This window comes from Motiliproteus sp. MSK22-1 (assembly GCF_001968815.1).
GTDB lineage: Bacteria > Pseudomonadota > Gammaproteobacteria > Pseudomonadales > Balneatricaceae > Motiliproteus.
In genome coordinates, this window is record NZ_MIEQ01000034.1 from 1 (window position 1) to 22,884 (window position 22,884).

Genomic DNA, 22,884 nt, shown 5'->3' on the forward strand with positions numbered 1-22,884 from the left:
ACCCTGGAACGATCAGCCCTCCTGATCAAAAGCTGTTGTTGGGTTACGTTGCGCTAACCCAACTTACCCTTGGCTTTAGCTGAGTCCTAGTTTACAGAAAACCGACTACCCTAGAATAACAAACCCACCCAATCAAGGTGGGTTCCTCAATCGCTTACCATTGTGCAGCTCTCCGTCTGTTCTCTAATAAAATATTACATCGGATAACCCTGCATGGCTAGGCTTAGGAGACGGCTGTTGCTGACACCATTGTAGATGTCTTAATAGTCATCAATACCTGAGATGAGCGTAGAGTCAGGCCCTATGTCCATCAACTACCTTGGAGCTGTGGGTTAACATAGGGTTACCTAGAAGAGGTCTATAGCTACCCCAAGAGACCTAGTGTAGACCCTAGTGTCCTACACTAAGTGTTTTCCTTGGCAGACTTTTTATTCTAGGGTGTGGGTTATCAAAGACTAACCTCGTAGGTCGCATTCTACCGTTACCTTCAGGTTGTATATTCCACTACCTATTTGAAGACTTGCAAGCGACCTAAAGTATGTGGCTCTAAACCTCTACAGTCTGGGCTTCTGCTGCTGCACGTTTTACTGAATCACAGCCTTTTTCTGCGGAAGCTTTAGCCTTATACATTTGACTAGTCAGTATAATTTGGTGGTTGGCAGCCTTAAGATTAAAAATCCACTTCCCACTAGTCGTTTCTTTGATTTCGTAACGTTCAGGAAGAGGCGCATTTTTCTGGACCGATTCAATCCCATTTAGAGCACCGGATTTAGCTTTATAGCCTTCAGATTTACCAATATTCTCTCCATTGCCTGCTACCAAACGAAAACGGTACTCTCCAGCCTTATCCTGATATAACTCGAACTTTGCAGCCATCTGTCTTATTCCTTTAAATATACAGTCGAATCGACAATATACTGCACAATAGTGCGCTGTAAAGGTCCGAGAAACAGTTTATTGTTAAGGGCGACTAATAGATCACAGCATCCACTACAGGCAACAACTGTCTCAACTGGAAACAATGCGTATACCTATCAGTCACCCCTGCCCCACTCTTCTCATGACCGACCACCTGCTGAACAAGCACTGTCTCAACACCAGCAGCACGCGCCTTGGTGATGAATGAGTGTCGAACTGAATGAAAGACAATGCGCTCCCCTACATCATTGACCTTCTTATCGAGAAGAGAGCCGAAGAGGTCTGTCACTCTATTAGGATTCTGGTTAGCAGTAGGGAATATAAGCGCCTTCTGGTCACCACTCAGCCAATCAAGCAGGCCATCGTCGACCAACTGTCTATGTAGAGGTACGCTCCGTCTCGCTGCCTTGGTTTTACCTTCTTGAATGACAAAGTAGTGTCGACCCGTATCAGGACAAAGCTTAATGTCCTCTCACCGTAATCTTGCGATATCTGACCGTCTAGCCCCACTGTACACAGCCAACTTCAGGAACCATTTGAACCACTCAGGTTTACGCTTAGACCGCTCAAGAGCTATGAGCACTTCAGTATCTGTCAGGGAAGCAAAGCGCTGGTCCTCATACTCCAATCGTAGACCCAGTGTAGGCGACTCCTTAAGTATGTCGACCTCTTGCACCAAGTAACGGCTAAACAGGCTCTGACAGATCTTTAGATGCTCCTTCACATACTTGCTGGCGACCCTATTCCTTTCTGGTACTCGAAACTTCACCAGCTCAGCCAATGACAACCCTTTGTATGGCCTCTTGTTACGCTGGGGCAACTTAGCGACTGCTTCCAGTGCTCTACGTAACATCTTCTTACTGATGTCGCCCACTGGCCTATCACCAATGAAGAACAAAAGGTTCTCGAAGAGTCGCTGATTGTCCTTTGTTCTCTTCGGGTTCCAGTCCTTCCACTTCACAAACTTACCCCAAGCTACTGAAAGGTGTGGTGTCGTCGGTTTAGGGAGTGATCTGACTACTGAACTAGGCTCTGAGACCGCCTGAGGTCGCTCCTGTAGTTTGCTTACCTTAGCAACCACCCAATCCTCAAACTCCTCAGAGAAGTCCAGCAATCGCGTTAAAAGCCTTGGAAGTAACTTAGGGTCGACACAACGTTGCAACAGCTTGATCAACTGTAACTTCTGGGAGATCAGAGCCAATGCTTCTGAAAGAGAATCAGTTCGAAGGCTGCGCTTGACTTCAATAGGGAGCAAGGGACACAGCCTTCTTGCTTCGAGTGGAATCGAGTACCTGAAGTAATAGGTTCGACCACGTAATAACAGGTAGGACTTTCGGTTCCGTACCAGTTTCTGCAGCATGTCTCAGAGCCTCCAAACAAGAGACGTAACTTATTGAAAACACTGAATAAAATCTAATCGAGTCCGCCTGTAAGCCGGGTTCTGTCGTGGACAGTCATTCATCTAGGGTCTGCGTCACCACAGACCTCAAGCAACCTACCCGAATCCAACGTGGGCCACGAAAAGGATTCCTATTTGGTCTTGCTCCAAGTGGGGTTTACCATGCCGTGGAATGTTACCACCCACGCGGTGCGCTCTTACCACACCCTTTCACCCTTACCGGCAAATCTCGAAAGACCTGCTTAGGCGGTCTACTCTCTGCTGCACTTTCCGTAGGCTCACGCCCCCCAGGGGTTACCTGGCACTCTGCCCTATGGAGCCCGGACTTTCCTCCCCCTTAATCTCATAAGAGACAAGGCGGCGACTGCCCAGCGGACTCTGCGGCGCATCCTACGCTGCTTTGCTGTCATACTCAATAGCTGCAGAAGATGAAAAACCAACTATCGACCAATAGGCCTGAACCGATCGACAACTTTAACAGCCAACTAAAAATCAGCTCCGCCCGCAACAGTTAGCGGCTAGCTGTCGGTAGCTTTCATATCCAAGGCAGCCTGGTAGATCTGTTTACGCCGTAGACCGGTAATTTTACAGGCCAGGGAAACGGCCTGCTTCAGTGAGAGCTCTTCCAGCAGGGTAGAAAGCAGATGTCGGGTTTCAGAATCAAGATCTTCTCGCTGCTCTTGCTCGGCACCATGGACTAATAATACAAATTCCCCCCGCTTCTGATTCGCATCTCCATCAACCCATTTCACCAACGCCTCCAGCCGATCTCCGTGAATGGTTTCAAATGTTTTGGTAAGCTCTCTCGCCATCACTGTATAGCGCTCAGGTCCGAAAATCTCCAGCATATCTATCAGGGTATCCGTTAATCGATGGGGAGACTCGTAGTAAACCAGGGTACGAGGCTCTGTGACCACTGCCTCCAAACGTTCTCGACGTGCTTTGGTCTTTGCTGGCAGAAAACCTTCAAAAATAAAACGATCGGTAGGCAAGCCCGAAGCACTCAGTGCTGCGACAAACGCGCAGGCACCCGGAACGGGTACAACGGTATAACCGGCATCCCTGACTACTCTGACAAGGTGATAACCCGGATCAGAAATCAAGGGTGTTCCCGCATCAGAAATAAGCGCTATGTTTTCACCCTCCTCCAAACGCTGTAGTATTCTATCCGCTTGAGACCGCTCATTATGATCATGCAGCGCCCACATCTGAGTTTTGATGTCAAAATACTGCATCAGCCGACTGCTGTGACGAGTATCTTCAGCCGCGATCAGATCAACGGCCTTCAGGGTTTCAACGGCTCTGGGCGACATATCCCCTAGATTGCCGATAGGGGTGGAAACTATATAAAGAGTACTGTCCGTCATGATAACTTTGACTTTATCTGCCTATTTGCTGAGGTACACTCACCAGTGAGTGCTCTAAAAACTACACGTAACAAAATTTGTATACCGGGACCGTACAAGCCAATGATTAAAACTAAGTGGCTACCTTATGCTTACTTATCCCTGCTTATTCTGATTATGCAGGGATGCACAACACCAACAACTGTCGATACCCCTGAGGATAAAGACAAGCCCCCAGTCTCCACTGACGGCCGGGAATTAACAGAAATTGAAAAATTACTGTTACAGGCGGAAGCCAGCACCCCAATCGAAAAAACGGAGTATACACTACAAGCAGCTGAACGGCTGTTCGAAGAAAAAGAGTACGAACAGGCCAACATCCTGCTGGACAATATCAATCCACTCATGCTTTCAGTACTACGAGAGCAGCAACTATGGCTTCTTCGGGCCCGGATAGCCAACGCCCAGTTTCAGCCTCAACTCAGCCTGGACTGGCTGTCCAAGCTCACCCAGACAGATATTCTGCCTCTGGAACAGCAAATTATCAGAACCGAGCTTGAAGTCACCAATCGTAACCTACTGGGAGACAGCAGCAACGCTCTTAATCTGCTGATCGAACAAAGCGCAATGGCATCGGACGAACAGCGCCCACAGCTCAATGAAACGATCTGGAGACTGCTAAAAAGCATTGGTACCGAAACACTGGCCAGTTTGCAGAACAATCCAGACAACAGTTATCTGCAACAAGGCTGGTACGATTTAGCGGTGGAGTCACGCACAGCTGGCACCGATATTCTGCAAAGCAGCCAAGCACTGCTGGACTGGCAACAGCTCTGGACCTTGCATCCGGCCGCCACAGCTTTACCCACAGAGCTTATGCAAATTCTTCAGCAGCAAGCTCAGCCAGCAGGCCATATCGCCGTATTATTGCCACAGTCCGGGAAACTGGAAAAACCTTCAAAAGCCATTATAGAAGGCTTTCTGGCCGCCTATTATCAAAATCAAAGATTGGGACACCCGACACCCCGCTTGAGCTTTTATGACAGTGAAAGGTTTACCAATCTTTCTGAGTTTTACCCCACTGCAGAAGCACAGGGCGTTGAGCTGGTTATCGGTCCATTGGATAAAAACAAATTAACCGATCTGACACGGCTCGAAAGTGTCAGCATTCCAACCCTGGCGCTAAACTATTCACAAGAGAACAGCACCACCCTGAATCTCTTTCAGTTCGGACTCAGAGGTGAGGATGAAGCTCGACAAGCAGCTCAAAAAGCCTGGAAGGATGGACACCGCACCGCACTCAGCCTGACCGCAGATACAAGCTGGGGACAACGCAATCACCAAGCGTTTGCTGACGAATGGAAAAACCTGGGAGGCACTGTGCTTGCCCACCAGAGTTTTACCGGAGAAAATGATTTTTCTGAAAAGATAAGCCGCGTACTTTCTGTAGAACAAAGTGAAGCACGATACCAGGAACTCAGACGCTACGTAAAAGGCAAGGTCGAATTTGAAACTCGCCGCCGCCAGGATGTGGACTTCCTTTTCCTGAGCGCTCTGGCAAAAGACGCACGACAGATAAAACCCACGCTGGCTTTTCATTACGCTGCCAAACTTCCAGTCTATGCCACATCTCATGTCTATACCGGTGCACCAGCACCAGAGATAGACCAGGATCTGAATGATATTCTGTTCTGCGATATCCCCTGGATTCTCAATGCTGATGATTCCTTGCGCTCCGGGCTTGAACTCCACCGCAACAATACCCAGAGTCGCTTTGGAAAACTGTACGCCCTGGGGGCCGATGTTTATCGCATCTCCGCTTATCTAAACCAACTCCAGACCATGGAAGGCAGCTACCTGAATGGAGAAAGCGGGCGCCTAAGCATCAACCCGGATGGCAGAGTCGTCCGCAGCCTGGATTGGGCACAGTTTCGAAATGGCTTACCTGAGCGCTTAAGCAAATAACAGTAAAACAGACCCAATCAACACAGAGTAGAACTAAGCAAAAAAACATTCAGCGCAAAAATCAACCATAGACTAACGACCAAAGCTATCAACAAGGATGAACGATACTTATGAGCCGCCAGCACGGAAACGCCATTGAGCAGCAAGCCCTGGACTATTTATCAAGACAGGGCTTAAAGCTAGTCACACGTAACTTTAATACCAAGATGGGGGAGATAGACCTGATTATGCAGGACGGCAAAACACTGGTGTTTGTCGAGGTTCGTTACCGAAAAAGCCCACTATTTGGCAATTCAGCAGAATCTGTAACCTGGCGTAAACAAAAAAAACTGACACTGACAGCTGAATTTTTTCTTCAGCGCAACAGCCAGATGCAGAACTATCCATGTCGATTTGATGTCATTGCTTGTAGCCCCGGTAAAAATACAGCTGACATAAACTGGATAAAAAACGCTTTTCAGCCCTAAAACGGCTCTTTAACTTGGGAAACTCAGATGGAATTGCAAGATCGCATCATTCACCATTTTCACGAAAGCCTGGATCTTAAGGCCCATACCATTGAAGAGTGCGGCCCACTGATTGAACTCGCCGGAGAGCAACTGTTCCATTGCCTTGTCTCAGAAGGAAAAATTCTTTGCTGCGGCAATGGCGGCTCAGCTGCACTGGCACAGCATTTCTGCGCCTTGATGCTTAATCGCTACCATCAGGAGCGCCCGGGACTGCCGGCATTTGCGCTAACAGCCGACAGCGCAACAATGAGCGCTATAGCCAGCGACGCAAGCTTTAGCGACATCTACTCCAAGCAGATCAGAGCACTGGGACAGCCCGGCGACATACTGCTTGCCCTGTCGCCAACGGGTCGCTCAAACAACCTGATACAAGCCATACAAGCAGCCCATGACAGGGAAATGCAGGTCATCGCCCTAACGGGTGACGAAGGGGGCGATATGACAGCCCTTTTAATGCCTGAAGAAGTAGAAATCTGTATTCGTTCCTCTTCCACAGCCCTGGTCCATGAGGTACATTTGCTGATTATCCACACGCTCTGCGACCTGGTAGAGCATCAATTATTTGGCGGAATGGAATAAATGATTACCCGTGCAATATTACTCAGCCTGTCTCTCGCAACAGCCCTGGCCCTGACGGGATGCTCCGATATAATCAAGGCAACCTCTGAAGGTCCCATTCAGGACGACCCTAAAAGCCGCACAACCGGCAACTTCATTGATGACGAACTGGTGGAAATAAAAACACTGGTAAATATAGGCAAAGCCTCTAAGGCGCTAAGCAACGCCCATATCTCAGTCACCAGCTACAACGGCATTGTATTACTAACAGGGCAAGTCCCTAGTGAAGAATCCCGGGCACTGGCTGAGTCTGTTGCAAAACAAACACGAAAGGTCAGAAAGGTTCATAACGAACTGACAATCTCTGGCCCTACCTCTCATATCGTGCGCACAAATGACGCCTGGATCACAACTAAGGTTAAAGCCAGTATGCTAGGTAGCGACAAGGTCAACGCAGCCGATGTTAAGGTAGTCACCGAAAACGGTATTGTTTATTTGCTCGGACTGGTATCGCGACAAGAGGCTGATCGAGCTGTTGGCCTTGTCAGAGAAAGCCATGGCGTACAAAAAATAGTCAAGATGTTTGAATACGTAGACTAATCCCGTCAGAGTACATTGCTTCTGGCCGCATTCACATCGAACAGAGCCAGAAAAAACATAAAAAGGGTGAACGCTGTCCACCCTTTTTATCGTTCAGGGACCTATTTAACAACCTTAAGAGAAGGTCGGCCTTTACCCCCTTTACCCTTTTCTTTGACGGGTGCTAATGATGTCTTGTCTGGCGGCTCAGGAGCTCCAGGCTCCCTGCCGAAGCTCATCCCTTGCCCGGTTTCCTTTGCATAGATCGCAACAACCGCAATAATCGGCACATAGACCAGCATAGGAACGCCACCAAAACGGGCGCTGAACTCTACGGCCTCATCGGTTACCAGCAAGCTTTTCACCGCACTAGGGGCGATATTCAGCACAATTTGACCATCGCTTACATAATCTTCTGGAACCTGTACCCCCTGGATACCGACATCAACGACGATATAAGGCGTACACTGGTTATCATTTATCCAGTCATTAAGTGCGCGAATAAGGTATGGACGGCTCGGAGTCATAAGAATCTTTTATTCAGGCAAATTTCAACTACAGCATATTAGCACTGTAGACCAGAGTCGACTTGTTCTGAAGTTATATAAAAAAAGGGATGACAACGCACCCCTTTTTTATCTCTAAAAAAGAGATTAGCGCATTTCTTTCTCAATCTCGGAGAGACTTACCTGGAAAGCTTCACGCTCGAACAGACGATCCATATAATCCATTAGAGGCTTTATCTGCGCTTCTGGCAACTCAACCCCCAACATTGGCAACCGCCACAAGATCGGAGCCATACAGCAATCCACCAATGTAAACTCCTCACTCATGAAGTAAGGTTTTTCAGAAAAAATTGGTGAAATAGCTACCAGACTTTCACGCAGCTCTTTACGAGCCTGCTCAACAGCAGCTTCGTCATCAGCTTTCAGAATAGTCGCGATCAGAGTACACCAATCATTCTCGATACGATGGATAAACAAGCGACTTTCCGCCCGAGCTACCGGATAAACCGGAAGCAATGGCGGATGCGGGAAACGCTCGTCCAGATATTCCATCATTACATTTGGCTCATAAAGAACCAAATCACGGTCAATCAGTGTCGGAAGACTGTTGTAGGGATTCAAGTCAGCCAATTCAGCAGGCTTGTTATCTGGATCGGCATCTTGAATCTCAACAGCCACACCTTTCTCAGCCAGTACGATACGAACACGATGACTGTACTGATCCATGCCGTCAGAAAAGAAGGTCATTGAAGAACGTTTTGCCATTACGCCCATGGGTATCCCCTTGGAAAATTACTTATGTATTGAAAATGCAGACGCGGCCGAAGGGCCGCGTTGCAGTGTACAAAAGGTCAGCACTTATACCGACCCGGCTTTTAGTGATCTTTACGCCAAGAGTCACTGTATACGTCTTTCCAGTATTCTTTCTTTAATGCGTAAGCAAAAACGAACAGAATAGCCAGGAATATCAGCACGTAAGTACCAATCTTACCACTAACCATCTTAGATGGCTCTCCCATATAGGTCATAAAGTTGGTCAGATCGTACATTGCCTTGTCGAACTGTTCAGGAGACATTGATCCCTGAGCCTTCAACTCAAGCTCTTTACAGTGTTCATCTTTACAAACCTGAACACCTTGCATAGCAGCTAACACGTTAGGCATACCCACATCAGGGAATACCGCATTGTTAACCCCCCATGGTCGATTTTCATCGACATAGAAGCTCTTCAGATATGTATAAACCCAAGCAGAACCGCGCAGACGGGTCTCCAGTGTCAGATCAGGTGGTGGCGCACCAAACCAGGCAGAAGCATCCTTAGGATCCATTGCTATGGTCATCTGCTCACCAATCTTCTTACCACCTCGAATCAGCTCTTGCTCAACAACTGTTCTGAACTCGTCAGAACCGTCGATTGCCAGATCATCCGCTGCCCGCTCGTAGCGCTGATACTGTGCAGAGTGACAACCCATGCAGTTTTCTACAAAGAGTCTCATACCGTTTTGCAAAGACTCCTTGTTGGACAGATCCGCCTCAAAATCCTCAAGGTGAACATTGCCGCCACCAGCGGCCAGCGCTGTCACAGGCAAAAGTGCAGCAAAAAATAATGCCATCAGTTGCTTTTTCATTAGCCTGTAACCCTCTCTGGAACTGGTTTGGTTTTTTCCATTCGCGTATAGAAAGGCATCGCCAGGAAGAAAACGAAGTACAGTAACGTAGCAATTTGCGCAATTGTCGTACGGCCCTCAGTGGCTGGAATTGCTCCCAACACCCCCAGAACAACAAAACATACGGCAAAAATAGCCAACCAGACTTTACTCAGGATACCCTTGTAACGCATGGACTTAACCGGACTGCGATCAAGCCACGGAAGGACAAACAGAATGGCGATTGCACCACCCATGACAACCACACCCCAGAACTTAGCATCCATACCGAACAATGGGTAGGTAACAGCACGTAACATGGCGTAGAACGGCGTGAAGTACCATACCGGAGCAATATGCTCAGGCGTCTTCAGGGAGTTTGCCGGCTCAAAGTTCGGCTTCTCAATAAAGTAGCCGCCTCCTTCAGGGAAGAAGAATACAACCAACAAGAAGACAAACAGGAATACGACAACACCCACAATATCTTTAACTGAGTAGTAAGGGTGGAAAGGAATACCGTCCAGCGGAATACCCTTTTCATCCTTATGCTTCTTAATTTCGATCCCGTCAGGGTTGTTGGAGCCCACTTCATGCAATGCCAGGATATGCAGAACAACCAAGGCCAGCAATACAATCGGAAGCGCTATAACATGCAAAGAGAAGAAGCGGTTCAGAGTAATACCTGAGATCAGGTAGTCACCACGAATCCACTCCTGCAGGCCTTCACCGATATAAGGAATGGCACCAAACAGGGAAATAATGACCTGCGCCCCCCAGTAAGACATTTGTCCCCAGGGCAGCAGATAACCCATAAACGCCTCAGCCATCAGAGCCAGATAGATGGCCATACCAAACAGCCAGATCAACTCGCGAGGCTGGCGGTAGGAGCCGTACATCAGGCCACGGAACATGTGCAGATAAACCACCACAAAAAATGCGGATGCCCCGGTGGAATGTAGATACCGCAGCAGCCAGCCATATTCCACATCACGCATAATGTACTCAACGGAAGCAAAGGCGCCTTCCGCTGAAGGGTTATAACTCATAGTCAGCCAGATACCGGTCAGGATCTGGTTAACCAGGACCAACATCGCCAGTGAGCCAAAGAAGTACCAGAAGTTGAAGTTCTTTGGCGCGTAGTATTTGCTCAGGTGATCTTCCCAGGCCTGAGTGACAGCCATGCGATCATCAATCCAGCGCATCAAGCCTTTTTCAGCTTTGCTTCTATTCGGATTTCCCATTACGCAGTCTCCTGATCTACACCAACGAGGATAACGGTATCGCTGATATATGAGTGTGGAGGAATAACCAGATTGGTCGGAGCAGGAACCCCTTTATAAACTCGACCAGACAGGTCAAAACGGGAACCGTGACAAGGACAGAAGAAACCACCTTGCCATTCTGGACCAAGATCCTCAGGCGCCACCTCAGGACGATAGGTTGGCGAACAACCTAAATGGGTACAAATACCTGTCATAACCGCATACTCAGGCTTAAGTGCACGAGCGGCGGTATTCGGAACATAGCTAGGCTGCTGAGGCTTGGCAGAATCAGGATCAGCCAGGCTATCATTCAACTTTTCCAGACTAGCCAGGGCTTCGGGGGTACGACGAACAATCCAGACTGGTTTTCCACGCCACTCTACTATCATCTGTGCACCCGGCTCCAGCTTGCTGATATCAGCTTTAACAGGCGCCCCTGCTGCCTTTGCTTTCGCACTGGGATTCCACGAAGCCACAAAGGGAACAGCCGCTCCAACAGCCCCTACAGCTCCAACAACGGAGGTAGACGCCACCAGAAAACGCCGGCGCCCTTTATCTACGCCTTCATTACTCATTAAGTTTCTCCCACATACCGATGACCTGCGCAGCAAAAAACTACCAGTAACACCGAAATGAATTCAAAATATAGAATTCTGAGCCAAAAAATTGCGGAGAATTTTAAAGCCTATCCCCCATTCATACAAGGTAATTGCTGCTTTTTTGCGGTGCGTCGCGCCAAGAATCACAAAGTGATCCAATTCCAGCACAAGCAATACGCATTAAGTAGTATTCCCCCTGCCAAAAGGTTCTAAAAAAACACCGGCATAAATCCGTTAGAAGTGCTTCTTTAACAGACCGCAACAGCAATCACACAAAACGACATTGCCGAATAGACGACTGAAGGTAATTTATCTTTGACTCAGCTTTTTCGGGACACAAAAAAACGCCGACCCCGAAGGAGCGGCGCTTTTTGAAATTCTGAAAGCGTTCGAATTAACGCTTGGAGAACTGTGGCTTCTTACGTGCTTTACGCAGACCAACTTTCTTACGTTCAACCTGACGAGCATCACGAGTAACGTAACCCGCTTTACGCAGAGCAGGACGTAAAGTCTCGTCATATTCCATCAACGCACGAGTAATACCGTGACGGATTGCACCCGCCTGACCGAAGCTACCACCACCAGCAACAGTGATATTCAGGTCAAATTTTTCAGCCAGCTCAGTCAACTCAAGAGGCTGACGAACGATCATACGAGCCACTTCACGACCGAAGTAAGCTTCGATGGAACGCTTGTTGATAGTGATGTTACCAGTGCCAGCTTGCAGGAAGACACGAGCAGTGGAAGTCTTACGACGACCTGTACCGTAGTATTGAGTAGTAGACATATCCGCCTTCCTTTAAATGTTCAGTTCTTGAGGCTGCTGAGCGGCATGAGGATGCGCAGCGCCTGCGTAGATTTTCAGCTTGGAGAACATTGTGCGACCCAGTGGTCCCTTAGGCAGCATGCCTTTAACAGCGGACTGCAGAGTGCGCTCAGGAGCGTGGTCGATCATCTTCTCGAAAGACATGGAACGCAGACCACCAGGGTAACCTGTGTGACGGTAGTACTGCTTGTCTTTGGCCTTGTTGCCGGTAACGCGGACTTTCTCAACGTTAACTACAACGATGTAATCACCGGTGTCAACGTGAGGAGTGTATTCTGGCTTATGCTTGCCACGCAGACGACGGGCGATTTCAGTTGCCAGACGACCCAGGGTCTTACCCTCTGCGTCAACGACAAACCACTCGCGCTTTACGTCAGCAGGCTTAGTGCTTACAGTTTTCATTGGATTAGCCTTTATCTTCCCCGAATCTTATTGATTCGGCGTTTCCTATAATTATTGGTTGCCCCGTAAAAACAAACAAAAGGACAACGTACATTCCTGTTCGAGACTTCAGAGCACTACACACAAAATGGCGCGACCCTCCCGAAAAGGACGGCGTATTATAGGTACTGTTTAACTGATTGTTAAGCTCTTTCTGAAACTTTCTTTTGCAAGTGCGAAATGAGACATTCAAAGATTCACTTAGCACCGCAATAAATCCTTAAAAACCAAAAGCCTTGCTACTCAATTTCCAGACACAGGCGACAACCAGTGATCACCCAATAAGGCTAGCAGCGACAGCTCTTCAGGCTTTATGCTCGCAGGCCAGATACTCTTGCGACTGCATTTCCAGCAAACGACTGATTGTACGCTCAAACTCAAAATCCAAACGACCACCTTTATAAAGGTTTCTCAGCTCAGGCTCTGCGGACAAAATCAACTTAACACCGCAGTCATAAAATTCATCCACCAGATTGATAAAACGACGGGCCTGGTCATCCCGCTCTCCCCCCAAGACTGGAACATTGGAAATCAGCACCGCATGAAAGAGCTTACCAATTTCTATATAATCATTCTGACTGCGAGGACCATCACAAAGCTCGGGAAAATCAAACCAGACCACATCTTCACAACAACGGCGCGTATGAATCGGTCGGCCATTAATATCAATCACCTGACCACTAATAGATTCTTTCAGATCAGGGGCCAGGCTTTCAAAACTACTGTTAAGACTGGAATCGGCCTTGTCATCCAGGGGGCAATGATACAGCTCAGCCTGCTCCAATGCGCGCAGACGGTAATCAACCCCCCCGTCTACATTAATCACATCTGTGCATTTATTCAGCAACTCAATGGCTGGCAAAAAGCGCTGACGCTGAAGACCATTTTCATAGAGGCGATCCGGTACGATATTGGAAGTAGCCACCAACGCTACACCATGACCAAACAGCTTTTCCATTAAACCGCCCAGAATCATCGCATCGGTAATATCGGAAACAAAAAACTCATCAAAGCAGATGACTTCAGCCTCTGCTGCAAAACGACCGGCAATAATGTCCAGCGGGTTTTTCTGTCCATCAAGACCGGTTAACTCTGCGTGGACTCTTTGCATAAACCGATGAAAATGAGTCCTTGTCTTACGCGAAAATGGCAAACTGTCATAGAACGTATCCATCAGGTAGGTCTTACCGCGACCAACCCCACCCCAGAAATACAAGCCCTGAACCGGCTCTTCTGGCGGCTTTTTAAAGCGCAGACCAATCCGTTCAATAAACTTGGGCTCAGGACGATTGCGACGAGCGAGTAAATCATCATAAAGACGCTGAAGATGCTTAACGGCCTCTTCTTGAGAGGCATCGTACTGAAAGTCATCCCGTTTAAGATCTTCACGGTAGCGTTCAATGGGAGTCATAATTTAGGGCAACTGCTTATGCAAATAATAGCTTTCATTCTAATTACGTTCTTCAGATAAAGAACCAAAAAAACCGGAATTCTCTGGCCGTCTCACACACAGCTAACATTTAGTAAGATCTTGAAATGCGTCCAGCATGAGAACGTACAACAACAGGCAAAGATCCCGGAAAATCGTCGCCACTTTACCGCTTGACACCACCGTTGGCAATTGGCCTTAATAATAACCCTTAACGAGTAACCGTATTAAAGACCAGCACTAAGCCCTTCACCACCAATAAAAAAACACTCCGCTCCAGACACAATCCAAACAACCCTTCATCGGCCAAAATGCATACATTTCCAAGAAACCAGGCCCAAGTAACTGTTGTTTTCCCACCGCCTCTCCCCTAGCATCCAGTCTCTAGCGGGTAACGATGAAGGCATGGAGATGATTCAGGGTTTTACACAGATACTAGTCTTTTGGATACTGGGCGAAAGTCTGCACTATTTAACCAATATACCCGTCAGTGGCAGTGTACTTGGTATGATAATGCTATTCGCCTATCTGCTTATCAGAGGCACCCTCAGCAAACAACTGGAACGCACCAGCCAGACACTGATCTCTCAACTCTCTTTATTACTGCTTCCCGGAGGGGTTGGATTATTCTTTCTGGGCGAGCGTATGCAAAACCAGTGGATGCCACTGTTAAGCGCGATTGTTATTGGCTCCATTCTCAGCATTATCGCCAGCCTGCTATTAATGCGCTGGTTAGTACAGCGCCGGGAGCCATAAGTGACAGAGCTACTGGCAACCTTCAATGGCCTGATTATCCATCTGAGCAACACGCCGCTACTCCCGGTGGCTCTCACACTTGCCTGCTACCAACTGGGTATCTGGATTTACAATAAGCTGAATCATCCATCCTGGTTACCACCCATCGTTTCAGGAGGATTAAGCCTCGCCGCAATCATTACCCTGCTACCTATCGATTACCAGCAATATTATCAAGGCGCCAAATGGATCAGCTTTCTGCTGGGGCCAGCTACCGTTGCCCTGGCAATCCCACTGTTTCTACAGTTTCACCATATCCGTCAGCTATTCCTGCCTATCGCGCTAACTCTTTGTCTCGGTGCCCCCTTAGCAGCAGGGCTCGCCGTCAGTATTGCCTGGTTGATGGGAGCAGAAGTACCGGTACTCTTATCCCTGGCGCCCAAGTCCGTCACTGCTCCCATTGCCGTATCTCTGGAAGAATTGCTTGGTGGTATGACCGGCCTGGTGGTGGGAATCGTCTCAATTGCAGGAGTTATTGGTTCAGTGTTCACACCGATATTCTGTCGCTGGATAAACTATAAAGATCAGCGAGTGCTGGGATTTATCATGGGAATGAACGGCCACGGCATCGCCACCGCCCGAGCCTTTGAAATCAGTCCCAAAGCCGGCGCATTCTCCAGCCTGGCCATGGGCCTGACCGGGGTATTTACGGCAGTATTGTTACCCCTTTCCGTCAGCTTGCTGGGCTAAACACCCATGGAACTGAGTTAACTGAGTTTGAAAATCAGGCCAACGAAAAAAACCCACTTAATCCCTGGTACAACGCGAAAACAGCCATCAACAAAAACAACACACCACCACCCCGGTGCAACCACAGCACCGGCAAACGCTGCAACAGAGTCCGCCCCGCCACAACACCCAACGCAGAAGTAGCCACCAACGCCAGAGTCGCCCCAATCCAGACAGCCACAGGAAAGGAAGTCGTCCCCAACCCAGCCACCGCCAGCTGAGTTTTATCACCAAACTCAGCCATAAAAATCATCATAAAAGCAGTGATGAATAAACCTCTGGCCGACAACGGGTTTGCAACAGCCTCCTCTTCATCATCTTCCATTCGTAACGACTGAATACCAAAAAAACCAAACAACAACGCCACCGCCAAAGCAATCCAATGCTCAGGCAGCCAATGGGCCACAGCCGCTCCAAAAGAAACAGCCAGCAAATTCAGTACAGCAAAGGCCAACACCGCTCCCATCAGCACCGGCCAGGGCCGATGACGAGCCGCCAGCGTCATACACACCAATTGACTCTTATCCCCAAATTCAGCAAGAAAGATTAATAAAAACGCCACACCAGCAGAAGAAATGGACTCAATCAACAGAAGACACCCGACAAAACGCAGCTATAAGGGAAGAAACACAACAAAAACAGAGCCGGATTATATGCGCTGCACTGGAAAGGCGCTAAGAAAAAAAGCTGCTAAGATAATTATTTATGACTGTTTGATCGTAGCTGATGGTAATGATTTTCATGGTATATCGGCGTGTAGCGCAGCCTGGTAGCGCACATCCTTCGGGAGGATGGGGTCGAAGGTTCAAATCCTTTCACGCCGACCATTGAATCAATAGGTTATAGGATTTATTGACTTTTATACAACTTCAAAAAGCCAACTTAAGTCCGCATTAAGTCCAAATTAAACACACTTTTTTGGATATTTTGACCTTAAGTTAAGGCCAAATATTGCTCGAATAGGAAGAGTGTTTACCAACAACTCCGCTTGTCTTTACTACCGTTAATCCTTTCTTCTTAAATGGTCAGCCCTTAATTTCGGCGTAAGAGTTACTTGCCTGTTCACCCACTTCACTATGAGAACCCCACATATCTGCGTACTTATCTTGGAACGAGACTGGAGAACTCTGTTTACCCTTTCTAAAAGAGCTGGCAGATTGCCGCCTGAGAGTCTGCGACCAGCCCCGCTCAAACTCCAAATGAGCATCTGTGTCTTGAGGGTAGGGGTTGATAAGCTCACCTTCGTTGTCGTAGTAGCTACTCGCACCCTCTTCGTAATATTTCTTTCTGCTAGCATCATCCATAATTCGAATTCTCTTTAGTTTCGTTAAGAACAGGGGTGACCAAATTAGGTATTAGGTTTGTAAATACCGGCAGCTCTCTTTGATAATACGTGGCCTGCCCTCGGTTTTTTCCTCATTCACCTATACCAATTTCTAGTTCAACCAAGCCACTAGAGCAATTAGTAACATATAAAAAATCATCCCTGTAAGATATGCCGTGCCGAACTGTTCATTCCCCAGCCGCTTCTCTGCATTAAAAACCCCAATACCAAATATCGGCTTTCTTAGTGATCCAAATGTAATGACCCTAAGTATCAATGCACCAGTAGTATAAAAAACGAAAGAAAATATCAAATCCTAGACCTGAATGAGTGACTTAAGCTTGCATGGTTGCGACGTAACATATTGTTTTTCATGGATAATAACGAAACTCTAGCTCAATTGATACGTTCACCCAAGCGGAAAATTATTTCCTTTTATATCAACATTTTACAAACAAAGTCACTGATTCAGGTTTTATACATGAACCACAGCTAAAGCAGACTGCACTCGATTCGAGGTAGACCGGAATTCGGGGGAAGCTCATCGTTTTATCCTTATTTTTTTGTTTCTTGATAGAATAGACGTTTGTGCTCTAGAACATTTTTGCTACTATCCTTCAGCGTTTAATCATGGACAATGTTGAATATAGAAGGATTTAGCCTCAGATGCTTGCAGTTCCTTACAAAAGATCAATCGGTCTACACCTCTATCTGACACATACTTTTGGTCTTTTTCTTCGCGAGCCTGGCGTTAATCAGGGCTGCTTTGTTCTGGCGGAATAATTCTGTTCAACATTTCCAATCATCAGGAAGCCCAGGCTTATAGCCGGGTTGGATGCTTTTACAAGCGTTAAAGGAAGTAGAGTTAAGGAGTAGGGAGTGCGGCTGAAACACCATAGGGATATCGAATGGGACGACCTGGCATATCTGGAGACCCCGATATTTGCTTATGCTGATATCGAAAACTGTTACTTTAACGAACACATCCATCCTCGTGTGGTGCAGGGCATTGATGACATTCTCGGTCGGGACTTTCATAAAGGCTATGGCAACCGCCGTAACCCCCAAGGGCTGGTACTGCTGCGAAAACTGCTGGACAACGGTGATATCTTCGTTGTTTATCAAACTGACAAGCCTTTTTCTCCACTTATTCACTGGTGCCCACCAACGGAAGAGCTTAAATATGGCTCCTGGATAATAGTGCCTCAGATAGGAGAGCTTTTTCTTCAATCAGCACTGGAAGAACTGGTTGAACAAGCGTACATCAGTCGATACGTCAATAGCGCAGGCAGTGACAGCGAGGGAGGCTCCGGTCTGCTTTCGGGGGAAAAACCACCCGAAGGCACCAACACCTACGCCGGTCCCGCACAGACCCCCAGTGCCATCGCACCTGCAAGACAGCAACCGCCCACCATCGTGCCAGCGGCACTAAAAAATACAAAACCAACCCGGCAAAAGCCTTTACTGCGCGATACCGGGATGTTGGTTGAGGAGCTTAAACCGTCCGAGAAAGAGGCTCAGCATTATTTAGATCTGGATCTGACCTGGGACAATGGCGAAGCGATAGCTAATCAGCCCCTGGTTATCCATTTTGATGATGGCAGTCAGCAAGCGCTAACCACCAACAGACTCGGACAAGTGTGGATGGAGCCTATCCCCACCGTTGGATACAAGGTTGAGCTGAATCCCCAGTCTGAAGAACAACAGATCAGCCAGTTGCGGGTCGAAATAAAAACGCTGCTATCGGATGTGATTCAGCAGGAAAAACTACAGGCACAGCAACATCAACATCAACGAATACAGGATCAGTTGAGTACAGCTGAAAATGCCATGGTTCATACCGGAGCCTTTATCTGGGGGCTTTGGAACTGGGGCAAGGACAGCGCTATCGCGGTGAAAGAGCTGACGGATGTAGTCAATCCGTTTGTAAAGCTAAACAATGCCTTACAAGCAGGTTACAAGGCCCATACGAATTCCCCGGATCAGCCTTGGATAAGTCAGTTTGATCAGCACTATCAGCAGGCGGAGCTACGGGAGTTAACCGAAGCGCTGGGGTTTGATCCAACGGCCATCTCCATGGAAAAGCTGGCCGAAGCCTACGAAATCACCTGCTTTATCATGGATGACGAAGCAACACAGTCCAATCTGGCGCAGTTTGCGAAAGAGTACGTCAGTGCACAAGACAGCATTGAGTTGGCTGAGTCCAGCGCGCCAGTCGCCATCGAAGTTGTGCTATCAGCCATCCTAACGGCATTGACCGCCGGTGCAGGGGCGGTGGTAGCTGGCGGCAGGGCCGCCGGAAAAATGAGTCAACTGGGACGCAAACTGGTTGAATTGGGTAAAAAACTTAAAGCAACAAGATTAAAGCAAAGCAAGGTTGCAAAAACAGGAGATACCAAACAGACAATAGTCGTTGAGCGCCCGACTCAACAGGATATAGGGGCACCTCGGGAAGTTGAAAGTGGTACGATGCGTGGAGAAGGTGTTGTTCCAAACAGCAAAACCTTACCGGGGCCCGCTGTTCCCAAATATCACTTGGGTAACTACACCGGTGGTACTGCAGTTAATAGGCAGGTTTCAGGCGATGAGATTTTCTATAAGTATCACGGGAAGGACAATAGATTAGGGAAGACTCATAACTACGTCACTCAAAAGCAATATACCAGCGAAGTAGAGCTGAGAAATGATCTAGCAATACTTGATGAATGGGGCATCGAAATTGATCGAGTCACCACATTCAGACCACCCAAAGGCACTTGGGTGAGTGAAGGTACGGCAGCTAAACAAGTCGGAGACTTTACTGACGAATTCCGCCCCGGCGGTGGTTATCAGGGTCTCTTAGATATCAATAATTTACCGAAGTCCTCATGGATAAGAACGGATAAATTACCGGAGGGGTTTAAGCAATGATTGATAAAAATGCTCTGTTGGCTTATGTGGCTCGGTTACTGGAACTGGCAAGGGCTAGAGATACCAGTCAAGGTATTAGAGTGTATGAAGGAGCTATAAAGAAAATCGGAGAAGCGTCTTCACAGGATGAAGTTGAAAATCTTTCTGAAAAGCTCAAGCATGCTTTAGCAGGTATTGAGGCTCACGGCCATTTTACGAATGAAGAGTTTGAAATAGTTAAGGACATACGTGCAATGAGCTAGCAATCTGCGCTAGCTCTGTTGTTCCAAACAAATACGTTCAACAATCACCGGTAGATTTTGATCACGTATTGAAGGCTGATTACACGAAAAAAGGTAAACCGACTGGCGGCCATACTTTGCTCTACGGTGATGTGCGAATTGTCCCTGGAACTGAATCAGTGCCTGATGTGGCAGGTGTATATAAGGCTACGATCCAAGTTCCCGATCCGGCGAATCCGGGCCAGTGGATTACCAAGACTAGCAATAATTCTACTAATACGATGTTTCCCAAAGAGTGGGATGAAATTCGTGTTAAAACCGAAGTTGATGCAGCTTGGAATGACCCGAATAAGATTGTACAAGGTGATAAATGGATTTCAGTTACGCCTTCCGGTGTAAAAGTTGAGGGCTGGATTTCACCAAGAACAACAGTTTATCCAGTATATCAATCACCAAAGAAACCTTAGAGGTGCTATGTGAAGTTAAAGCTTTATTATGCTGATGGTGGTAACCATCCTGTGTTAGGGCAAGTTTATCATCAGTGCCAAGAATTTATAGATGGTAGGGATGTGGCGAGATACCAACGATATCTCGCCAATATTTTAAGTTGCATTGCTCAGTCCGTTGATGATTGTGATCGAGTACTGGCTGAAGTTGCAATGATTGAGGAAGGGCGCGAAAGTAAGTCTGAAATAGAAGGTAATGATGTCGATGTCCTAATTTCGCTAGATGGAATTCAGGTTGACATAAATGTAAACGATAAGTGGGTTGGACAGCCAGAAGGTAGATTTTCACTTACCGAATTTAAGGCTGTAGTTGCTGCGTGGAGAAAGTTTCTTCATATGCCGGAATCATTTAACTCTGAGGTGATTATCGAATTGTAGGTTGTTCCAAACAGGGTTGATGCGACAAGTAGGGTTACACCTGGGAACAACTGGGGTCGGGAACAACTGGAACAACTGGGGTTGGGAACAACTGGAACAACTGTGGAACAACTGGGGTCAGATACAACAACGCAAAGAAACAATATTTCTGTTGACGGTTAGTAAGTCTTATAAACCAACAGAGATACTCTTTAGTCACCACAGTTATCAATATTTGTAGTCGTATTGAGTATTCAATACAGAATGACTCTGGTAAAGCCTACCGTACCAAATATAACCGTTCGGTCACTGTTGGCAGTAATGATGAAGCTGCGGTTGACAGTAATCAGAGCGTCAGTGTTGGTGCCAATAAAACGGAAACGGTGGCTTCGGCCAGTGCGGAGACCATCGGTGCGGCGAAAACGCTGTCCATCGGTTCAGATTATCAAGTGAAAGTGGGGGCCGAAAAGAACGAGTCTGTTGGTCTTGCTTCAATAGAAAAAGTCGGTACCCAAAAACAGATCAATGCGGGAAATCGCATCGAGCTGGAGTCGGGCAGTGAGATCGTCTTTAAATCCGGTGGTTCATCGATCACATTAAAAAGTGATGGCAATATTGTGATTGATGAAATCTAATGGGGTCTGACCCTGTGGTATCCCCACGAATTAACAACCCGATCACTCAAGTTGTGATGCTTTCAGAAGTTGTTCAGTAAAGCTTTTAATACCATCACGCCACTGACTCCTAAGTATTTTTAAACAGGATGAAAACACACGCTTTCCAAGATAGAAGTAAGAGAGTACTCGCCGACGGAGACTATTACATTGAAAACGAGAAGCGAGTCCTGCCTGCTCCGTCACTTTTCCAATAAGTATCAGCACCATCGCAGTTAATGTGGTCAGCAATACCAGTACCTTTAGCCTTGCTATCGTTGCTGTATAGTGTTGTTCAAAACCTAGGCCAAATCGACTACTTTTCAGATCTCTAAAGCTTTCCTCAATCTGCATACGTGTTTGGTAAACCGTGACGCTCTTAGTTGCAAAGAGCTTATCGAGTGGCAGTGATGAGATGAGTATAGGGGTTTGAAAGTAATCGATCAGAGCGCTTGATCCGATGTTTTTCATAGGCCGAAGATTCAATGCCGCGTCCGATTGATGTCACCGTACAAGCATTGCCTTGTGCGATGCTTAATACACAAGCAGATAAGGCATTACGTCGTGCTTTGTGCATAGAAGGGCTGACAAGCGGGATTATTTTCTTCACTATATCGGTAGCGTTCATGGCTCTAGTGGTTGTTTGTTTTTGGCGAAATAGTTGATCACCAAGGGCCATGAACGTTCCCTGGTTAAGCTAACTAATTGTTATATATTGCAAATTTATGGGGATACCACAGGGTCTGACCCTGTGCTATCACAGACCGCGTGATCCAACAGGCTATTGCCCAAGTACTCACGCCCATCTTCGACCCTGGATTCTCGAACAACAGCTTCGGCTTCCGACCCGGACGAAATGGGCAGCAAGCGGTTAAGCAGGTACAAAGCATCATCAAGGAAGGACGGCGCTTTGCCGTTGATGTGGATCTATCAAAGTTCTTTAACCGAGTTAATCATGACTTACTAATGACCCACCTTGGCTACAAAGTGAAGGATAAACGTCTACTTAAGCTGATTAAACACTATCTTCGAGCTGGGTTTATCGATAACCAGTTCTTTAGTGAAAGTCGTGAAGGTGTGCCTCAGGGGGGACCATTATCCCCACTTCTGGCTAACACCATTCTCGACCCCCTGGACAAGGAACTTGAAAAACGAGGACATAAGTTCGCCCGCTATGCCGATGATTTTACGATCTTGGTGAAAAGTCGACGAGCTGGCGAACGTGTGCTTCGCAGCATCAGCAACTGCCTGCAAAACCGCTTGAAACTGGTCGTTAACACGGCCAAAAGTCGCGTTGTTAAAACCACTGAAAGCAAATTTCTGGGATTTACCTTCCGGGCAGGACGCATTCAATGGCACCCGAAAACGTTGTCGAGATTTAAGCAACAAGTTCGGCGTTTAACAAA

The 22,884-nt window shown here is 47.4% G+C and carries 28 protein-coding genes, 1 tRNA gene and 1 other RNA gene; 14 read left to right on the forward strand and 16 right to left on the reverse strand.

The window, feature by feature from the left end:
- Positions 1–546 precede the first annotated feature (546 nt).
- The 5 genes from BGP75_RS09195 to rsmI all read right to left on the reverse strand — a co-directional run bounded on the left by BGP75_RS09195 (position 547) and on the right by rsmI (position 3,684).
- A complete protein-coding gene (locus tag BGP75_RS09195) occupies positions 547–876 on the reverse strand; it encodes a YegP family protein (protein WP_076717991.1) in 330 nt (109 codons plus the stop codon).
- 94 nt (positions 877–970) lie between these two features.
- The gene (locus BGP75_RS27185; protein WP_198939322.1) at positions 971–1,384 is read right to left on the reverse strand and encodes a tyrosine-type recombinase/integrase; all 414 of its coding nucleotides are present in this window, start codon (positions 1,382–1,384) and stop codon (positions 971–973) included.
- Positions 1,385–1,390: 6 nt separating this feature from the next.
- Positions 1,391–2,278 (reverse strand): DUF6538 domain-containing protein, encoded by an 888-nt coding sequence (locus BGP75_RS09200; RefSeq protein ID WP_198939320.1) that lies wholly within the window; start codon positions 2,276–2,278, stop codon positions 1,391–1,393.
- 54 nt (positions 2,279–2,332) lie between these two features.
- Positions 2,333–2,697, reverse strand: an RNA gene (rnpB, locus tag BGP75_RS09205) — RNase P RNA component class A.
- A gap of 138 nt (positions 2,698–2,835) precedes the next feature.
- Positions 2,836–3,684 (reverse strand): 16S rRNA (cytidine(1402)-2'-O)-methyltransferase, encoded by an 849-nt coding sequence (gene rsmI, locus BGP75_RS09210; protein ID WP_076717993.1) that lies wholly within the window; start codon positions 3,682–3,684, stop codon positions 2,836–2,838.
- Positions 3,685–3,786: 102 nt separating this feature from the next.
- Here rsmI and BGP75_RS09215 point away from each other — a divergent pair, with 102 nt between their 5' ends.
- The 4 genes from BGP75_RS09215 (at position 3,787) to BGP75_RS09230 (ending at position 7,295) form a co-directional block, all read left to right on the forward strand.
- Positions 3,787–5,628 carry a penicillin-binding protein activator gene (locus BGP75_RS09215; RefSeq protein WP_076717996.1) on the forward strand — a complete coding sequence of 614 codons (1,842 nt, stop codon included), beginning with the start codon at positions 3,787–3,789 and terminating at the stop codon, positions 5,626–5,628.
- 110 nt (positions 5,629–5,738) lie between these two features.
- Positions 5,739–6,095: a YraN family protein gene (locus BGP75_RS09220; RefSeq protein ID WP_076717998.1), complete on the forward strand. Its 357-nt coding sequence runs from the start codon at positions 5,739–5,741 to the stop codon at positions 6,093–6,095.
- Between the two features lie 27 nt (positions 6,096–6,122).
- Positions 6,123–6,716, forward strand: coding sequence for an SIS domain-containing protein (locus BGP75_RS09225; protein ID WP_076718000.1), 594 nt, complete (start codon positions 6,123–6,125; stop codon positions 6,714–6,716).
- The gene (locus tag BGP75_RS09230; protein ID WP_076718003.1) at positions 6,717–7,295 is read left to right on the forward strand and encodes a BON domain-containing protein; all 579 of its coding nucleotides are present in this window, start codon (positions 6,717–6,719) and stop codon (positions 7,293–7,295) included.
- A gap of 101 nt (positions 7,296–7,396) precedes the next feature.
- Here BGP75_RS09230 and BGP75_RS09235 read toward each other — a convergent pair whose 3' ends face one another.
- The 8 genes from BGP75_RS09235 to zapE form a co-directional block, all read right to left on the reverse strand.
- Positions 7,397–7,801 (reverse strand): ClpXP protease specificity-enhancing factor, encoded by a 405-nt coding sequence (locus BGP75_RS09235; RefSeq protein WP_076718005.1) that lies wholly within the window; start codon positions 7,799–7,801, stop codon positions 7,397–7,399.
- A 126-nt stretch (positions 7,802–7,927) separates the two neighbouring features.
- Complete coding sequence (sspA, locus tag BGP75_RS09240; RefSeq protein WP_076718007.1) at positions 7,928–8,554, reverse strand: stringent starvation protein SspA; 627 nt, start codon at positions 8,552–8,554, stop codon at positions 7,928–7,930.
- 101 nt (positions 8,555–8,655) lie between these two features.
- Positions 8,656–9,408, reverse strand: a complete 753-nt coding sequence (locus tag BGP75_RS09245; RefSeq protein WP_076718009.1) for a cytochrome c1 — start codon at positions 9,406–9,408, stop codon at positions 8,656–8,658.
- Positions 9,408–10,667: a cytochrome bc complex cytochrome b subunit gene (locus BGP75_RS09250; protein WP_076718011.1), complete on the reverse strand. Its 1,260-nt coding sequence runs from the start codon at positions 10,665–10,667 to the stop codon at positions 9,408–9,410. The genes BGP75_RS09245 and BGP75_RS09250 overlap by 1 nt, the downstream gene beginning before the upstream one ends.
- Positions 10,667–11,263 carry a ubiquinol-cytochrome c reductase iron-sulfur subunit gene (gene petA / locus BGP75_RS09255; protein WP_076718013.1) on the reverse strand — a complete coding sequence of 199 codons (597 nt, stop codon included), beginning with the start codon at positions 11,261–11,263 and terminating at the stop codon, positions 10,667–10,669. Before petA ends, BGP75_RS09250 begins: the two co-directional genes overlap by 1 nt.
- A gap of 418 nt (positions 11,264–11,681) precedes the next feature.
- The gene (gene rpsI / locus BGP75_RS09260) at positions 11,682–12,074 is read right to left on the reverse strand and encodes a 30S ribosomal protein S9 (RefSeq protein WP_076718015.1); all 393 of its coding nucleotides are present in this window, start codon (positions 12,072–12,074) and stop codon (positions 11,682–11,684) included.
- Positions 12,075–12,086: 12 nt separating this feature from the next.
- Positions 12,087–12,515 (reverse strand): 50S ribosomal protein L13, encoded by a 429-nt coding sequence (gene rplM, locus BGP75_RS09265; protein WP_076718017.1) that lies wholly within the window; start codon positions 12,513–12,515, stop codon positions 12,087–12,089.
- 343 nt (positions 12,516–12,858) lie between these two features.
- Positions 12,859–13,965: a cell division protein ZapE gene (gene zapE / locus BGP75_RS09270; protein ID WP_076718020.1), complete on the reverse strand. Its 1,107-nt coding sequence runs from the start codon at positions 13,963–13,965 to the stop codon at positions 12,859–12,861.
- Positions 13,966–14,388: 423 nt separating this feature from the next.
- On the opposite strand from zapE, the gene BGP75_RS09275 reads away from it, so the two are divergent.
- The gene (locus BGP75_RS09275; protein WP_076718022.1) at positions 14,389–14,739 is read left to right on the forward strand and encodes a CidA/LrgA family protein; all 351 of its coding nucleotides are present in this window, start codon (positions 14,389–14,391) and stop codon (positions 14,737–14,739) included.
- The gene (locus BGP75_RS09280; protein ID WP_076718025.1) at positions 14,740–15,468 is read left to right on the forward strand and encodes an LrgB family protein; all 729 of its coding nucleotides are present in this window, start codon (positions 14,740–14,742) and stop codon (positions 15,466–15,468) included.
- A 34-nt stretch (positions 15,469–15,502) separates the two neighbouring features.
- On the opposite strand, the gene BGP75_RS09285 is transcribed toward BGP75_RS09280, so the two are convergent.
- Complete coding sequence (locus BGP75_RS09285) at positions 15,503–16,096, reverse strand: TMEM165/GDT1 family protein (protein ID WP_233152894.1); 594 nt, start codon at positions 16,094–16,096, stop codon at positions 15,503–15,505.
- Between the two features lie 161 nt (positions 16,097–16,257).
- Between BGP75_RS09285 and BGP75_RS09290 the strand changes: the two genes are divergently transcribed.
- A tRNA-Pro gene (locus BGP75_RS09290) sits at positions 16,258–16,334 on the forward strand.
- 198 nt (positions 16,335–16,532) lie between these two features.
- On the opposite strand, the gene BGP75_RS09295 is transcribed toward BGP75_RS09290, so the two are convergent.
- The gene (locus BGP75_RS09295; RefSeq protein WP_076718029.1) at positions 16,533–16,811 is read right to left on the reverse strand and encodes a hypothetical protein; all 279 of its coding nucleotides are present in this window, start codon (positions 16,809–16,811) and stop codon (positions 16,533–16,535) included.
- 899 nt (positions 16,812–17,710) lie between these two features.
- Here BGP75_RS09295 and BGP75_RS27190 point away from each other — a divergent pair.
- From BGP75_RS27190 to BGP75_RS09330, 5 genes are all read left to right on the forward strand, one after another.
- Positions 17,711–19,741, forward strand: coding sequence for a hypothetical protein (locus BGP75_RS27190; RefSeq protein ID WP_198939321.1), 2,031 nt, complete (start codon positions 17,711–17,713; stop codon positions 19,739–19,741).
- Entirely contained in the window at positions 19,738–19,983 is a 246-nt protein-coding gene (locus BGP75_RS09310) for a hypothetical protein (RefSeq protein ID WP_076718033.1), read from the forward strand. The genes BGP75_RS27190 and BGP75_RS09310 overlap by 4 nt, the downstream gene beginning before the upstream one ends.
- Positions 19,984–19,985: 2 nt before the next feature.
- Positions 19,986–20,429 carry an EndoU domain-containing protein gene (locus BGP75_RS09315; protein ID WP_076718036.1) on the forward strand — a complete coding sequence of 148 codons (444 nt, stop codon included), beginning with the start codon at positions 19,986–19,988 and terminating at the stop codon, positions 20,427–20,429.
- Positions 20,430–20,438: 9 nt separating this feature from the next.
- Complete coding sequence (locus tag BGP75_RS09320; protein WP_076718038.1) at positions 20,439–20,846, forward strand: hypothetical protein; 408 nt, start codon at positions 20,439–20,441, stop codon at positions 20,844–20,846.
- Between the two features lie 236 nt (positions 20,847–21,082).
- On the forward strand, positions 21,083–21,460 hold the full coding sequence (locus tag BGP75_RS09330) for a bacteriophage T4 gp5 trimerisation domain-containing protein (RefSeq protein ID WP_407067336.1): 378 nt from the start codon (positions 21,083–21,085) through the stop codon (positions 21,458–21,460).
- A gap of 42 nt (positions 21,461–21,502) precedes the next feature.
- Here the strand turns inward: BGP75_RS09330 and BGP75_RS09335 are convergent, their stop codons facing one another.
- Entirely contained in the window at positions 21,503–21,949 is a 447-nt protein-coding gene (locus BGP75_RS09335; protein ID WP_076718044.1) for a transposase, read from the reverse strand.
- 14 nt (positions 21,950–21,963) lie between these two features.
- Here BGP75_RS09335 and BGP75_RS26765 point away from each other — a divergent pair, with 14 nt between their 5' ends.
- Positions 21,964–22,143, forward strand: coding sequence for a hypothetical protein (locus tag BGP75_RS26765; protein ID WP_143821024.1), 180 nt, complete (start codon positions 21,964–21,966; stop codon positions 22,141–22,143).
- A gap of 103 nt (positions 22,144–22,246) precedes the next feature.
- Positions 22,247–22,884, forward strand: a 638-nt coding sequence (locus BGP75_RS09340) for a reverse transcriptase domain-containing protein (protein ID WP_255395930.1), incomplete at its 3' end; no start/stop codon positions are given.

Bases quoted from the DNA above. Each gene is read 5' to 3' on its own strand.
- BGP75_RS09195 (WP_076717991.1), bottom strand. From the start codon at position 876: ATGGCTGCAAAGTTCGAGTTATATCAGGATAAGGCTGGAGAGTACCGT.
- BGP75_RS09200 (WP_198939320.1), bottom strand. From the start codon at position 2,278: ATGCTGCAGAAACTGGTACGGAACCGAAAGTCCTACCTGTTATTACGT.
- rsmI (WP_076717993.1), bottom strand. From the start codon at position 3,684: ATGACGGACAGTACTCTTTATATAGTTTCCACCCCTATCGGCAATCTA.
- BGP75_RS09215 (WP_076717996.1), top strand. From the start codon at position 3,787: ATGATTAAAACTAAGTGGCTACCTTATGCTTACTTATCCCTGCTTATT.
- BGP75_RS09220 (WP_076717998.1), top strand. From the start codon at position 5,739: ATGAGCCGCCAGCACGGAAACGCCATTGAGCAGCAAGCCCTGGACTAT.
- BGP75_RS09225 (WP_076718000.1), top strand. From the start codon at position 6,123: ATGGAATTGCAAGATCGCATCATTCACCATTTTCACGAAAGCCTGGAT.
- BGP75_RS09230 (WP_076718003.1), top strand. From the start codon at position 6,717: ATGATTACCCGTGCAATATTACTCAGCCTGTCTCTCGCAACAGCCCTG.
- BGP75_RS09235 (WP_076718005.1), bottom strand. From the start codon at position 7,801: ATGACTCCGAGCCGTCCATACCTTATTCGCGCACTTAATGACTGGATA.
- sspA (WP_076718007.1), bottom strand. From the start codon at position 8,554: ATGGGCGTAATGGCAAAACGTTCTTCAATGACCTTCTTTTCTGACGGC.
- BGP75_RS09245 (WP_076718009.1), bottom strand. From the start codon at position 9,408: ATGAAAAAGCAACTGATGGCATTATTTTTTGCTGCACTTTTGCCTGTG.
- BGP75_RS09250 (WP_076718011.1), bottom strand. From the start codon at position 10,667: ATGGGAAATCCGAATAGAAGCAAAGCTGAAAAAGGCTTGATGCGCTGG.
- petA (WP_076718013.1), bottom strand. From the start codon at position 11,263: ATGAGTAATGAAGGCGTAGATAAAGGGCGCCGGCGTTTTCTGGTGGCG.
- rpsI (WP_076718015.1), bottom strand. From the start codon at position 12,074: ATGTCTACTACTCAATACTACGGTACAGGTCGTCGTAAGACTTCCACT.
- rplM (WP_076718017.1), bottom strand. From the start codon at position 12,515: ATGAAAACTGTAAGCACTAAGCCTGCTGACGTAAAGCGCGAGTGGTTT.
- zapE (WP_076718020.1), bottom strand. From the start codon at position 13,965: ATGACTCCCATTGAACGCTACCGTGAAGATCTTAAACGGGATGACTTT.
- BGP75_RS09275 (WP_076718022.1), top strand. From the start codon at position 14,389: ATGGAGATGATTCAGGGTTTTACACAGATACTAGTCTTTTGGATACTG.
- BGP75_RS09295 (WP_076718029.1), bottom strand. From the start codon at position 16,811: ATGGATGATGCTAGCAGAAAGAAATATTACGAAGAGGGTGCGAGTAGC.
- BGP75_RS09310 (WP_076718033.1), top strand. From the start codon at position 19,738: ATGATTGATAAAAATGCTCTGTTGGCTTATGTGGCTCGGTTACTGGAA.
- BGP75_RS09335 (WP_076718044.1), bottom strand. From the start codon at position 21,949: ATGAAAAACATCGGATCAAGCGCTCTGATCGATTACTTTCAAACCCCT.
- BGP75_RS26765 (WP_143821024.1), top strand. From the start codon at position 21,964: ATGCCGCGTCCGATTGATGTCACCGTACAAGCATTGCCTTGTGCGATG.